This is a genomic window from Streptomyces griseoviridis (genome assembly GCF_005222485.1).
GTDB lineage: Bacteria > Actinomycetota > Actinomycetes > Streptomycetales > Streptomycetaceae > Streptomyces > Streptomyces hintoniae.
Genome location: NZ_CP029078.1, coordinates 3,099,998 through 3,113,274, shown reverse-complemented (window position 1 = coordinate 3,113,274; position 13,277 = coordinate 3,099,998). Strand labels below are relative to the sequence as shown.

General features: G+C 70.5%; 12 protein-coding genes and 2 tRNA genes. 9 read left to right on the top strand and 5 right to left on the bottom strand.

All coding sequences use genetic code 11. From position 1 onward, the window contains the following. Positions 1–9 precede the first annotated feature (9 nt). Complete coding sequence (locus DDJ31_RS12885; RefSeq protein ID WP_127180127.1) at positions 10–819, top strand: Fpg/Nei family DNA glycosylase; 810 nt, start codon at positions 10–12, stop codon at positions 817–819. Between the two features lie 55 nt (positions 820–874). Here the strand turns inward: DDJ31_RS12885 and DDJ31_RS12880 are convergent, their stop codons facing one another. Continuing rightward, positions 875–2,134, bottom strand: a complete 1,260-nt coding sequence (locus DDJ31_RS12880) for a GNAT family N-acetyltransferase (protein ID WP_127180128.1) — start codon at positions 2,132–2,134, stop codon at positions 875–877. A gap of 163 nt (positions 2,135–2,297) precedes the next feature. On the opposite strand from DDJ31_RS12880, the gene DDJ31_RS12875 reads away from it, so the two are divergent. After that, on the top strand, positions 2,298–3,476 hold the full coding sequence (locus DDJ31_RS12875) for a PP2C family protein-serine/threonine phosphatase (protein WP_127180129.1): 1,179 nt from the start codon (positions 2,298–2,300) through the stop codon (positions 3,474–3,476). A gap of 10 nt (positions 3,477–3,486) precedes the next feature. Here the strand turns inward: DDJ31_RS12875 and DDJ31_RS12870 are convergent, their stop codons facing one another. Then, positions 3,487–4,392, bottom strand: coding sequence for a UTP--glucose-1-phosphate uridylyltransferase (locus DDJ31_RS12870; protein WP_127180130.1), 906 nt, complete (start codon positions 4,390–4,392; stop codon positions 3,487–3,489). Between the two features lie 162 nt (positions 4,393–4,554). On the opposite strand from DDJ31_RS12870, the gene DDJ31_RS12865 reads away from it, so the two are divergent. Beyond that, positions 4,555–5,031 (top strand): HD domain-containing protein, encoded by a 477-nt coding sequence (locus tag DDJ31_RS12865; RefSeq protein ID WP_127180131.1) that lies wholly within the window; start codon positions 4,555–4,557, stop codon positions 5,029–5,031. 16 nt (positions 5,032–5,047) lie between these two features. Here the strand turns inward: DDJ31_RS12865 and DDJ31_RS12860 are convergent, their stop codons facing one another. Next, positions 5,048–6,244: an acyltransferase family protein gene (locus DDJ31_RS12860; RefSeq protein ID WP_127180132.1), complete on the bottom strand. Its 1,197-nt coding sequence runs from the start codon at positions 6,242–6,244 to the stop codon at positions 5,048–5,050. A gap of 534 nt (positions 6,245–6,778) precedes the next feature. Between DDJ31_RS12860 and DDJ31_RS12855 the strand changes: the two genes are divergently transcribed. Further along, entirely contained in the window at positions 6,779–6,973 is a 195-nt protein-coding gene (locus DDJ31_RS12855) for a hypothetical protein (protein ID WP_093825373.1), read from the top strand. A 141-nt stretch (positions 6,974–7,114) separates the two neighbouring features. On the opposite strand, the gene DDJ31_RS12850 is transcribed toward DDJ31_RS12855, so the two are convergent. Then, a tRNA-Gly gene (locus DDJ31_RS12850) sits at positions 7,115–7,185 on the bottom strand. A 174-nt stretch (positions 7,186–7,359) separates the two neighbouring features. Between DDJ31_RS12850 and DDJ31_RS12845 the strand changes: the two genes are divergently transcribed. From DDJ31_RS12845 to clpX, 5 genes are all read left to right on the top strand, one after another. Beyond that, positions 7,360–7,436, top strand: a tRNA-Pro gene (locus DDJ31_RS12845). A 188-nt stretch (positions 7,437–7,624) separates the two neighbouring features. Continuing rightward, complete coding sequence (gene tig / locus DDJ31_RS12840) at positions 7,625–9,076, top strand: trigger factor (RefSeq protein WP_127180133.1); 1,452 nt, start codon at positions 7,625–7,627, stop codon at positions 9,074–9,076. 246 nt (positions 9,077–9,322) lie between these two features. Then, positions 9,323–9,928, top strand: a complete 606-nt coding sequence (locus DDJ31_RS12835; RefSeq protein ID WP_161353015.1) for an ATP-dependent Clp protease proteolytic subunit — start codon at positions 9,323–9,325, stop codon at positions 9,926–9,928. 54 nt (positions 9,929–9,982) lie between these two features. Beyond that, positions 9,983–10,663 (top strand): ATP-dependent Clp protease proteolytic subunit, encoded by a 681-nt coding sequence (locus tag DDJ31_RS12830; RefSeq protein ID WP_127180134.1) that lies wholly within the window; start codon positions 9,983–9,985, stop codon positions 10,661–10,663. Positions 10,664–10,847: 184 nt separating this feature from the next. Continuing rightward, complete coding sequence (clpX, locus tag DDJ31_RS12825) at positions 10,848–12,134, top strand: ATP-dependent Clp protease ATP-binding subunit ClpX (RefSeq protein ID WP_127180135.1); 1,287 nt, start codon at positions 10,848–10,850, stop codon at positions 12,132–12,134. An 83-nt stretch (positions 12,135–12,217) separates the two neighbouring features. Here the strand turns inward: clpX and DDJ31_RS12820 are convergent, their stop codons facing one another. Next, entirely contained in the window at positions 12,218–13,204 is a 987-nt protein-coding gene (locus DDJ31_RS12820) for a hypothetical protein (RefSeq protein WP_127180136.1), read from the bottom strand. Between the last annotated feature and the right edge of the window lie 73 nt (positions 13,205–13,277).

The following is a 13,277-nucleotide window of genomic DNA, read 5'->3' as shown; positions in this document are numbered from 1 at the left end:
CGGCCGTCCGTGCCCGAGGGCCACACGATCCACCGGCTCGCCGACGACTACCGGGCCCGCTTCGCCGGTACCGCGCCCCGGGTGACCAGCCCCCAGGGCAAGTTCTCCGACGCGGCCGCCCTCTTGGACGGCGTCCCGCTCACCCGCACCGAGGCGCACGGCAAACACCTCTTCCTCGGCTTCGGGGACGACCTGTGGGTCCACATCCACCTCGGCCTCTTCGGCAAGGTGGGCTTCGGGGGCGCCCCGGCGCCGCCGCCCACCGACACCGTCCGCCTCCGCCTCGCGCACCACGCCGCCTACGTCGACCTGCGCGGCCCGACCACCTGCGCGCTCATCACGGACGCCGAGAAGACGGCGGTGCACGAGCGCCTCGGCCCCGACCCGCTGCGCCCGGACGCCGACCCGCGGGCGGCGTACCTGCGGATCTCCCGCAGCCGCACGACGGTCGCCGCGCTCCTCATGGACCAGAAGGTGATCGCGGGCGTCGGCAACGTCTACCGCGCGGAGGTCCTCTTCCGGCACGGCATCGACCCCTACCGCGCGGGCAGGGACCTCACCGAGGCGGAGTGGGACGCCGTCTGGGCCGACCTGGTCGCCCTGATGCGCGAGGGCGTGCGCACCAACCGCATCGACACCGTCCGCCCCGAGCACACCCCGGAGGCGATGGGCCGCCCGCCGCGCGTCGACGACCACGGCGGCGAGGTGTACGTGTACCGCAGGGCGCCCCAGCCCTGCCACCTCTGCGGCGACGAGATCCGCACCGCCGACCTCGCCGCCCGCAACCTCTTCTGGTGCCCCACCTGCCAGTCCCGCTGACCCGCCCCCGGCCGCACCCACCGCACCCGGCGGGTCCGGCCTGGGCACGCCGCTCCTAGAAGCCGTGCGGCAGCCAGGGCGCCACCGTGGACGCGAACGCCGTCGACGCCTCGGCCAGCGCGCCGGGCCGCAGTTCGCGCACCCGCCCGGCGGCACCGAGCGCGCCGAGCGTCACCCCGCCGAGATACGCCGACCCCAACTCCCGCACCGACAGGGCGAGATCGGCGTGGTCGTCGGTGCGCTCGCAGGACGCGCCCTTGGCGTCCCCGGTCAGTCGCCAACGGCCCTCGTTCCAGGGGCAGAAGGCGTCCTCGACGTCCAGCACCACGTCCAACGGCGCCTGGTAGGTGCGGGCCTGGAGTGCCGCGCCGACGTCCACGAGACGGACGTACAGCGCGTCACGGACCCGCAGGCCGCAGCGCCTGATGTCGGAGACCAGGTACTGCCACGCCTCGTCCGTCGGGCGCCCGTACGCGGTCAGCTTCGAGGTGAGGTCGATGCCGAACAGGAACCGCCACAGCGCCGCGTGCGCCGCCGGGTCGAGGGCCTGGGTGTCCCGCAGCACCACCGTGCCCGCCGGGCCGTTCGTGTCCCACTCGGGCTTCACCTGGAACCGCGCGTACCCGACGGCCTCGCCGTCCCGCTCGGCCACCACGCACTGCAACGGCGACGCGCCCTCCCGGTTGCTCTCCGCGTCCAGCAGGGCGATCTGCTCCCAGCCGGGCAGCCGCTCGATCATCCCGGGCCGCTCCTCGACGGTGCGCGCGTAGACCGCCTCGCACACCTCGACGGCCTCGGCGGGGACGGCGTAGCGCAGCCGCACCTCGTCCGTGCCGGGCGGCACCGCGAGCCGTACCCGCGCCGTGTCGATCTCGATGTTCAGGCCGTGGGTGGCGGCGCCGTACCCGAACCGCCCGTAGATCGCGGGCTCGGAGGCGGTCAGCGCGGCGAGCGGCCGTCCCGAGGCGCGTACGTCGTCCAGCTGACGGCGCATCATCGACGTCAGTACGCCGCGCCTGCGATGGGTCGCGGCGACCCCGACCATCGTGACGCCCGCCGTCGGCACCGCGGCGCCGCCCGGCACCGTCAGCCGGAAACTGAAGGCGCCCGCCGTCCCCACGCAGGCGTCGCCGTCCCACACCCCCAGACTGTGGTCGACCTCGGTGAGCCGTTTCCACAGTGACCTTTCCTCAGCGGACTCCGGCACTCCGCCGAAGGCCCGCACCAAACTGTCGTACCACTTATCCCATTCATCCTGCTTCAGGGGTCGCAGAACCGTTCCATCAGGGGCTTGTGCCGTCACATCAGTCGCCATGGATCCATGCCTATCAGGGCATTGCAGGACGAGCGAGGGAATTTCTCCTTGGGGGCGACGCGGCGGCCCCCGGTGAAGTTCACTGTGAAGTCGAGCCTCGGACGGGGGACAAGTGGGACCTCCCGTGCCGAGCGGCTGGTCCGATGGATAGGGTCCCGAACTAATGGCAGCAGGACGAGAGCGGCGCGCGGCGGCCGATACGTTCACGGCCCGGTTGAAGATGCAGTGGCACCGGGCCCGCGTCGGCCTGCGCAGAAGCGCCGTCGACTACTTCCGCGGCGACGGATCCGACTGGATCGCCCTCGCCGGACTGCTCCTCACCGTGCCCGTCATCGCGGCCACCACCCTCGCCAACTCCGTCTGGTGCTCGCCCGCCGCCCTGGTCCTGCCCATCGTCGCCGGCGGACTGCTGCTGCGCCCCGCCAGCCTCCTCGCCCTGTACGCCGCCGCGGCCACCGCCCTCATCGTGGAGTCGATCCGGCTCGGCCCGTACACCGAGGGCCCCTCCCGGGTCACCCCCGGCGTCGTCCTGGTCGTCGCCGCCTGCGGCTTCTTCGGGCTGCTCGTCGCCCAGTTCCGCAGCCGGGTCGGCGTGCCCTGGCGGCGCGGCGGCACCATGCTGTTCGACCTGCGCGAGCGCATCAGGGTCCAGAGCAAGCTGCCCAAGCTCCCGGACGGCTGGCACCGCGAGATGGCGCTGCGCCCGGCCGGCGGCCAGTCCTTCTCCGGCGACTTCGTGGTCGCCGCCCGCACCAACGGCGGCCGCACCATGGAGGTCGTCCTCACCGACGTCTCGGGCAAGGGCATGGACGCGGGCTCCCGCGCCCTGCTGCTGTCCGGCGCCTTCGGCGGCCTGCTCGGCTCGCTGCCCCCGCACGCCTTCCTGCCCGCCGCCAACGGCTATCTGCTCCGCCAGGACTGGGACGAGGGCTTCGCCACCTCCATCCACCTGGTCCTCGACCTCGACTCGGGCGACTACGAGCTGTACTCCGCGGGCCACCCGCCGGGCCTCCAGCTCAGCGCCGGCAGCGGACGCTGGGAGGAGAAGGCCGCCGAGGGCCCGCTCCTCGGCGTCTACGACGGCGCCCAGTTCGACCCCGTCAAGGGCTCCCTGCGGCCGGGCGACGTCCTGATGCTCTTCACCGACGGCCTGGTCGAGACCTCGGAACGGGACATCGTCGAGGGCATCGACCGGCTCACCGGGGAGGCCGACCGGTACGTGGCAGGCGGCTTCCACGGCGCGGCCTGGCACCTCATCGAGGCCGTCGCCAAGGACGTCAACGACGACCGGGCGCTGCTGCTCATCTGCCGGGAGGGCCCGACCGCGCAGGCCGCCAGGTGAGAGCCCCCGCTCAGCCCCCGGCGCCGCCGTCGAGATCGCGGACCAGACCCCGCAGGATCGGCCCGTACTCCGGGTGCGCCAGCGCCGACGCCATCTGCGCCACCAGATAGTCCGCCGGGTTGCCGGTGTCGTACCAACGGCCCTGGATCACCTGCCCGTACACCGCCCGGGTCGCCGCGTACGCGTTCAGCGCGTCCGTCAGATAGATCTCCCCGTCCTGCCGCTCGTACCAGCGCCTGGTCTGCTCCCGCAGCTCGTCGATGATGCCCGGGGTGACGACGTACCCGCCGATCGCCGCGTACGCGGACGGCGCGTCCGACGGCTGCGGCTTCTCCACCAGACCGGTGATCCGCAGCAGCCCGTCCCCGAGGTCCTCCTTGACGATCGGCACGCCGTAGCGCTGGGAGTCCACCGGGTCCATCGGCAGCAGGGCGAGCACCGGGCACGCGGTCTGCTCGTACGCCCGGATCAGCTGCTGCGCCCGCGGCACCTCGGCCACGAACACGTCGTCGGGCCAGAGCACCAGCACCGGTTCGTCCCCGACGTTGCGGGCCGCGTTCAGCACCGGCGTGCCGTTGCCGTACGGGCCGTGCTGATCCAGATAGGTGATGTGACCCCGGCGGGCCAGCTCCGCGACCTCCTCCACCGCGTCCGCGTACGCCGCCTTGCCGTCCGCCCGCAACTGCGCCACCAGCGTCGGATTGGGCCTGAAGTGGTCCTGGATCAGGTTCTTCCCGCCGGAGACCACGATCGTGATGTCGGTGATGCCGCTGTCCACCAGCTCACGCACGGTGTGCTCGATCACCGGTTTGTCACCGACCGGCAGCATCTCCTTCGGCGTCGCCTTGGTCAGCGGCAGCAGACGGGAGCCGAGTCCGGCGGCGGGGATCACGGCCCTGCGGATCGTCGGGGGCATCAGACCACTCTCGTTCGGGGAGGCACCGCGCCGACCGGCACGGCTCTCGCCGAAGCTACCAACGCCCCGGACCTCGCAGGACGATCCCGGCCTTTCCCGCGGCCGACGGAACCGATCACCCCGCCGCTCCGTCCACCCCGCGCACCGGGAGACACTGAACGGGTGACAGAGACCAGCGCGCCCCTGACCCTGGCCGAGGTCGAGTCCCTCGCCCGCGCCGCCCACGAGGGCCAGACCGACAAGGCGGGACGGCCCTACAGCGAGCACCTCGCGGCCGTCGCCGCCGGGGTCCGCGACCGGGGCGGGGACGACGACCAGATCGCGGCGGCCTGGCTGCACGACGCCGTCGAGGACGGCGCGCTCTCCGAGGGGTGGCTGCGCCGGGCCGCGCTGAGCGCCCGCACCAAGGACGTCGTACGGGCGCTGACCAAGCGGCCGGGGGAGGAGCCCGCGGCCTACGCGGCGCGCGTCCTCGCCACCCCGGGGGCGCGGCTGGTGAAGGAGGCGGACCTGGCGCACAACGCCGATCCGGCCAGGATCGCCCGCCTCGACGACGCGGCGACCCGCACACGACTGACCGAGAAGTACGCGCGGATGCGCGCACTCCTCGGTCTCGATGATCAGCCGGGCCGCAGCTGAAGCGGCCCGGCGCGGCTCAGGCGCTCGCGTCGGCCGACTGCCGCAGCTCGCGGCTGCCGTCCCGCGTGGCCGGGTCGGCGTCCGCGGCGGAGTCCTTCGACCCCTCGGGCCGCCCGGCGCCCTCCCGCTTCTCGCGCTCCCGGGCCGCCTCGCCCGCGTCCCGCTTGAAGGCCCACTTCATCTCGGGCTCCATCACACACCGGAACACCCGGCGCACCGGCGGGGTGCACAGCAGGGTGACGACGACGGCCGCGGCGGCCGTCACCGCGATCTCACCGAGCGGCCGGTGCAGCCACGCGGCGTCGAACCAGCCGTAGAAGTCACCGGCCTTCACCACGAAGCCGTGCAGCAGATAGCCGTAGAGGGTGCCCGCGCCCAGCGCCGTGCACCACAGCGTGCGGCCCGGCACCCAGGAGAAGAAGCACGCGGTCAGCACCAGCGAGCAGCCGAACAGGGCCAGCACCATCACGGGGCCGCTCCACCAGGGCGCGGCCAGCTCCTGGGCGGCGTCGCGGTGGTAGAACCACGCGGTGTTCATGCGGGGCACCGCCCACCAGCCGACGGCCAGCGCGGCGGCGAACACCGGCACCGACACGATCCGCATCCTGCGGGTGCGCACCATCCGGAAGTGCTCGGGCTTCAGGCACAGGCCGAGCACGAAGAACGGCAGGAACTGCAGTACCCGCTGGAGGTCGAGGTCGTCGCCGATCTCGGGCGACACGGAGGCGAGCATCGCGATGCCGAGGGCGACCGGCAGCGGCCAGCGCAGCGACTTCCACAGCGGGGTGGTCAGCCGCCAGACGAAGAGGGCGACCAGGAACCAGGTGAGGTACCACGGGTCGAGCAGGGTGACCGCCATGCCGGGATCGTGGTCGCCGTACCGCTTGAAGAGGCTGTAGGCCGTCTCGAAGACGATGTAGGGCACGGCGACCCCGGTGACCAGCCGGCGCAGCCGGTCGGGGCGCATGTCGAAACTGCGGGAGAAATAGCCCGAGATGATGATGAAGGCCGGCATGTGGAACGCGTACACGACGGTGTACAGCGCTTCCAGGACGCGGCTCTCACCCTTGAGCGGTTCCCAGGAATGGCCCATCGCGACCAGCACGATCGCCACGTACTTGGCGTTGTCGAAGAACGCGTCGCGCCGCTTGCCGGGTGGGGCGGCCTTGCGGGGTGTTCCGGTGTGGCCTTGTGATCGGAGCGAGTTCGTCACCGACCCTCACCCCGGGGGAAGCCGGGGGAGACGATCGCGGTGCTCGCTGCGGATGCGGGGGACGAGGCAGCGTTGAACATTTGAGGCACCCTAGCGTTGTCCATGGGATTCCGTAAAACCCTCCACGTCATTCGCGGTTCCGCCTTCGGATACCCCGGATTCGGGAAACTTGACATCGCGTCGCATGTGCCCGGCTTGTCATGACTCATCCGCACTAAACACTGCATAAGACCGCCCGACTGCCCTCTCACGGCCTGTCTTTGAACCAGCTGTGAGCGCAATTCGAAATAGCTGCGCGCACGGTGTGTGGAGAGGGAAACGATCCGGCCGAATTCCCCGGACGGCCCTGCTCGGACGGGGTGTTGGCGACCCGCGGGCCCGGTCTCACGGGTACCGCCTGGGCACCGCCGTCACCGCCGATGTCCCACGGGCCGCATACGGAGGCCCTGTTGGTGGCACGATGGTTCTGGCGGGGGTGTGCGGGCCGGTGCCCCCGAGCCGGGAGAGCGGACCGTCCATAGGGTGTGATCAGTTGTGGCTATTTCACTGTCGGTGGTGCTCCTGTTGGCGATCATCCTGGTGGTGTTGATCCGGGGAGGCTCCATCAAGGCCGGGCCCGCCATCGTGGCGATCCTCTTCGGCTTCTTCCTCGCGTCGAGCGGCATGGCCCCGTCGATCAACCGCTTCCTGAACTCGATAGCGGAGACGCTCAACTCCATCAGCTTCTGACGGCCGGCCCGGGAGCCGCGGGACCGGCAGGCCAGGGACCTGGGGCCTGGGGACCGGGGGCCGCAGGCGATCGGGGAGCCGGAGGAAACAGCCGGGGCCGGGCCGAGGAGTGATCCTCGGCCCGGCCCCGGGCCGGTCCAGAGCGGGCGACGGGAATCGAACCCGCGTAGCTAGTTTGGAAGACTAGGGCTCTACCATTGAGCTACGCCCGCACAACGCGTGCCGCGGTCATCGAGATCGGCGACCCCGGCACTGAAGGCATCGTAGCGGGTCCGCCGGGCCCGTCGCACACCCCTGTCGCGTCCGCCTCCCGGCGCCGTGGCCGGGTCCCGCGCGCGGCGGCGGCCGGGCTGTCGCCGGGCATGTACCCTACGTGTCGCACCAGACGGGGTGTGGCGCAGCTTGGTAGCGCGTCCGCTTTGGGAGCGGAAGGCCGTGGGTTCAAATCCCGCCACCCCGACCACCGACCGGTCAACACCGGTCATCCGCGCGATCACCTCGCGTGATCGCCTTTGGGGCGTGTCGCCGCTGCCGTTACTATGCAAGCTGCACGCCCGTGTGCCTCTCATCAAGAAAGTCCTCAGGGCGCGATCCGCCGGTCCACTCTGGTCCCGGCAGAACCCAAGAAGTCAGCCACAAGGAGACCGAACCGTGAAGAGCGCCGTGGAGACCCTGAACCCGACTCGGGTTCGGCTCACTGTCGAGGTGCCCTTCGAGGAGCTCAAGGACAGCCTCGACGCGGCGTACAAGAAGATCAACCAGCAGGTCACGGTGAAGGGCTTCCGCAAGGGCAAGATCCCGGCCCGCGTCATCGACCAGCGGTTCGGCCGCGGTGCGGTCCTGGAGGAGGCGGTCAACGACGCGCTCCCGAAGTTCTACACCGAGGCGGTCAACGAGGCCGAGCTCAACGTCCTGGGCCAGCCCGAGGTCGACATCACGGAGCTGAAGGACGGCGACACGCTGAACTTCACCGCCGAGGTCGACATCCGTCCCGAGATCCAGATCCCGGACTACTCCGGCATCGAGGTCGAGGTCGACGCGATCGAGGTCACCGACGAGGACATCGACAAGTCGGTCGAGCAGCTCCGTGAGCGCTTCGCCGCCACCTCGCCGGTCGAGCGCGCCGCGGGCGACGGCGACGTCGTCACCGTCGACCTGGAGGCCAAGGTCGACGACGAGGTGCTGGAGGACGGCGTCGCCAGCGGCGTCTCCTACACCATCGGCTCCGGCGAGCTGCTCGACGGCATCGACGACGCCGTCAAGGGCCTGGAGGCCGGTGGCGAGGCCACCTTCGCCTCCGAGCTGAAGGGCGGCTCCGCGGCCGGCCGCGAGGCCCAGGTCACCGTCAAGGTCACCCAGGTCGCCGCCCGCGAACTGCCCGAGCTGGACGACGAGTTCGCGCAGCTCGCCTCCGAGTTCGACACCCTGGAGGAGCTGCGCGCCGACAGCCGCAAGCGCCTCGCCAACATGAAGCAGTACGACCAGGCCACCCAGGCGCAGGAGCGTGTCCTGGAGAAGCTCCTGGAGCTGGTCGAGGTGCCCGTCCCCGAGAAGCTGCTCGAGGACGAGATCAACACCCGCAAGCACAACCTGGAGCACCACCAGCTCGGTCAGATGGGCCTCGACCTCCCGAAGTACCTGGAGATCCAGGGCAAGACGGAGGAGGAGTTCGAGACCGAGACGCGTGAGGCGGCGGTCAAGGGCATCAAGACCCAGTTCGTCCTCGACGAGCTGGTCAAGCAGGAGAAGCTGAACGTGAACCAGGAGGAGCTCACCGAGCACCTCATGCGCCGCGCCGCCTCCTCCGGCATGTCCCCCGACCAGTTCGCCCAGGCCGTCGTCGAGGGCGGTCAGGTGCCGCTGCTGGTCGGCGAGGTCGCGCGCGGCAAGGCCCTGGCCGTCGTCGTCGAGTCCGCCACCGTGAAGGACACCAACGGCGAGATCGTCGACCTGGACGACGAGGACGAGACCGAGGCCGAGGGCACCGACGCGGCCGAGGCCGCCGGTGACGCCGCCGAGGCGAAGGCCGACGCCGCCGACGCCACTGACTCGGCCGACAAGGCTGACAAGGCCGACAAGGGTGCGGAGAAGACCGAGGGCTGAGTCCCGCGGCGTCTTCGACAGGACGTGCGACGGGCCCCCGGGGACTTCCCCGGGGGCCCGTCGGGCTACGCCCCCGGCGAACACCCCCATATCCGGGATTCTCCGAAGGGACCCGCGCGTTAGGGTCCATGAATACGAGGGCAGGGGAGTCCCCGATTAGCGCCGGAAGGCCCCCAGGCCCCGGCAGAACACGTGAGACGGCCCGGCGCCGTCGTAAGACGAGCAGGTGGATACGTGACGAATCTGATGCCCTCCGCCGCCGGCGAGCCTTCCATCGGTGGTGGCCTCGGCGACCAGGTCTACAACCGGCTGCTCAACGAGCGGATCATCTTCCTCGGCCAGCCGGTCGACGACGACATCGCGAACAAGATCACCGCACAGCTGCTGCTCCTTGCCGCCGATCCGGACAAGGACATCTACCTCTACATCAACAGCCCCGGCGGCTCGATCACGGCCGGCATGGCGATCTACGACACCATGCAGTACATCAAGAACGACGTGGTGACGATCGCCATGGGCCTGGCCGCTTCCATGGGTCAGTTCCTGCTCAGCGCGGGTACCCCGGGCAAGCGCTTCGCCCTGCCGAACGCCGAGATCCTGATCCACCAGCCGTCCGCCGGTCTGGCCGGCTCGGCCTCCGACATCAAGATCCACGCGGAGCGGCTGCTGCACACCAAGAAGCGCATGGCGGAGCTGACCTCCCAGCACACCGGTCAGACGTTCGAGGAGATCACCCGGGCCTCCGACCGCGACCGTTGGTTCGACGCCGACGAGGCCAAGGAGTACGGCCTCATCGACGAGGTCATCACGACGGCCGCCAACATGCCGGGCGGCGGCGGCACCGGGGCCTGACACGGCCCCCGTACAGCCCCTCAGCCGACCGCCACAGCCTCTAGGAGACAGACAGTGAACGACATCCCCGGCAGCGGCCTGTACGACCGCGTGCGCGCCGAGTACACCGCCCCGGCGGCCGAGTCCCGGTACGTCATCCCGCGCTTCGTGGAGCGCACCTCGCAGGGCGTGCGCGAGTACGACCCGTACGCGAAGCTCTTCGAGGAGCGGGTGATCTTCCTCGGCGTCCAGATCGACGACGCCTCGGCCAACGACGTCATGGCGCAGCTGCTGTGCCTCGAGTCGATGGACCCGGACCGGGACATCTCGATCTACATCAACAGCCCCGGCGGCTCCTTCACGGCGCTCACCGCGATCTACGACACGATGCAGTTCGTGAAGCCCGACGTCCAGACGGTCTGCATGGGCCAGGCGGCGTCCGCCGCGGCGATCCTGCTGGCCGCCGGCACCCCGGGCAAGCGCATGGCCCTGCCGAACGCGCGCGTCCTGATCCACCAGCCCTACAGCGAGACGGGCCGCGGTCAGGTCTCCGACCTGGAGATCGCCGCCAACGAGATCCTCCGGATGCGCGGGCAGCTCGAGGACATGCTGGCCAGCCACTCGACCACGCCGATCGAGAAGATCCGCGAGGACATCGAGCGCGACAAGATCCTCACGGCCGAGGAAGCCCTGTCGTACGGCCTCATCGACCAGATCATCTCGACCCGGAAGATGAACAACGAGTCCGTCCGCTAGCGCGACGCTGTATCGTCTGCCGCTCCTTGGCACGGAGCGCGACAAGGTGCACGGCAATCGGGCACCTGGAAGTGAACCGTGCCAAGGGGGGCCCGAACGGGGGGCTCGGCAAGGTACCGTCGGATGAAGGCAGCACCAGGAGCCGCTGGACCTAGGCGTCTCCCAGGCGAAGGGGAAGCACACCGTGGCACGCATCGGTGACGGCGGCGATCTGCTCAAGTGCTCGTTCTGCGGCAAGAGCCAGAAGCAGGTCAAGAAGCTCATCGCAGGGCCTGGTGTGTACATCTGCGACGAGTGCATCGACCTCTGCAACGAGATCATCGAGGAAGAACTCGCGGAGACCAGCGAGGTGCGCTGGGAGGAACTTCCCAAGCCGCGCGAGATCTACGAGTTCCTCGAGGGCTACGTGGTCGGCCAGGAGTCCGCGAAGAAGGCCCTGTCGGTGGCGGTCTACAACCACTACAAGCGCGTCCAGGCCGGCGAGAACGGCGGCGGGGCGGGCCGTGACGACGCGATCGAGCTCGCGAAGTCCAACATCCTGCTCCTCGGCCCGACCGGCTCGGGCAAGACGCTGCTGGCCCAGACCCTGGCCCGGATGCTGAACGTCCCGTTCGCGATCGCGGACGCGACGGCGCTCACCGAGGCCGGCTACGTCGGCGAGGACGTCGAGAACATCCTCCTGAAGCTCATCCAGGCCGCCGACTACGACGTCAAGAAGGCCGAGACGGGCATCATCTACATCGACGAGATCGACAAGGTCGCCCGTAAGAGCGAAAACCCGTCGATCACCCGCGATGTCTCGGGCGAGGGCGTCCAGCAGGCCCTGCTGAAGATCCTGGAGGGCACCACCGCCTCCGTGCCGCCGCAGGGCGGACGCAAGCACCCGCACCAGGAGTTCATCCAGATCGACACGACGAACGTCCTGTTCATCGTGGGCGGCGCGTTCTCCGGTCTTGAGAAGATCATCGAGTCCCGGGCCGGCGCCAAGGGCATCGGCTTCGGCGCGACGATCCGCTCCAAGCGCGAGCTTGAGGCCAAGGACCAGTTCGAGGACGTCATGCCCGAGGACCTGGTCAAGTTCGGCATGATCCCCGAGTTCATCGGCCGGCTCCCCGTCATCACCGCGGTCCACAACCTCGACCGCAAGGCGCTCCTGCAGATCCTCGTCGAGCCGCGCAACGCGCTGGTGAAGCAGTACCAGCGCCTCTTCGAACTCGACGGCGTGGAACTGGACTTCGAGCACGAGGCGCTGGAGGCCATCGCCGACCAGGCCATCCTCCGCCAGACCGGCGCGCGCGGCCTGCGCGCCATCATGGAGGAGGTCCTCCAGGCGGTCATGTACGAGGTGCCGTCCCGCAAGGACGTGGCCCGCGTCGTCATCACCGCCGACGTGGTCCGCTCGAACGTCAACCCGACCCTGATCCCGCGCGACGCCCGCGGCCGGGGACCGGGCGAGCAGAAGACGGCGTGACGCCCGCCGCACGGACATGAGAACGGACATGAGAAGGGCCCCGGTCGACCGACCGGGGCCCTTCTCGTCGCCGGGCGCGGGGGTCAGACCTTGACGCGCACGTCGTTGCGGAGCTTGGCGGCGAGGTCCGCGGTGTGGGCGGCCGAGCCGCCCTCGCCCGAGGCCAGCGAGGCGAAGCTGATCGCCGTCACATAGGCGCTGGTGCTGTGGTCCGCCCAGATGCACATCGGCATCTTGAAGGACTTCGGGGCGGCCGCCGAAGGGGCGTCGGTGTTGTCGATCTGCGCCACCTGGCACTTCATGACACCGTCGGCGAAGCCCGCCGGCTCGACCTTCTCGGGGCTGCCGAGCAGCTTGCTGTCACCGCCCGAACTGCCCTTCTCCGACTCCGACTTGATCTTCGCGAACATGGCGTCCACGACGGCCTCGGGGTCGTCGATGGTCCCGTAGACCCCGCCGAAGGACAGGTTCTCGGCCGTCATGCCCGAGCCGCTCGCGTAGGCGGCGCTGACCTTCCTGGCGTCCTTGACGCCCCACTTCTCGAAGTCCGAGGCGTCCGAGTCCGACAGGTCGTCCGAGGAACTGCCGCTCTCCGACTTCTTGTACGTCCCGTTGATCACGGTGGCCGGGGTGGTCAGCTTGTGCGCGCCGTCGTCCGCGATGTCCGAGCCGCCGCCGCCCGAGCCGATCAGGAAGTAGGCGCCCACCGCGATGGCGGCCACCACCGCCACGACGCCGACGACCAGACCCGTCTTCCTGCCGCCGCCGGAGGCCGGCGGTTGCGGCGGGGCGCCGTAGGGCTGCTGGCCGTAGGGACCCTGCGGGGGGACACCGGGCTGCTGGTAGGGGCCCTGCCCGGGGTAGCCCTGCGGCGGGGCGGACGGGTAGCCGGGCTGGGCCGGCGGGGCCTGCTGCGGGTAGCCGTAACCGGGCTGGGGCGCGGGGGGCTGCTGGGGGTAGCCGTAGCCGGGCTGCGGGGCCTGCGGCGGCTGCCCGTAGGGTCCCGGCGGGCCGTACGGTCCGGGCTGCTGGGGCTGCCCGCCGTACGGGCCCGGCTGCTGGTGACTCATTCCTGGGTTCCCCTCCACAAGCTTTATGTGTTCCTGACATCCTGGCCCAGGGGCGGGAACCGCACGGTGTCGG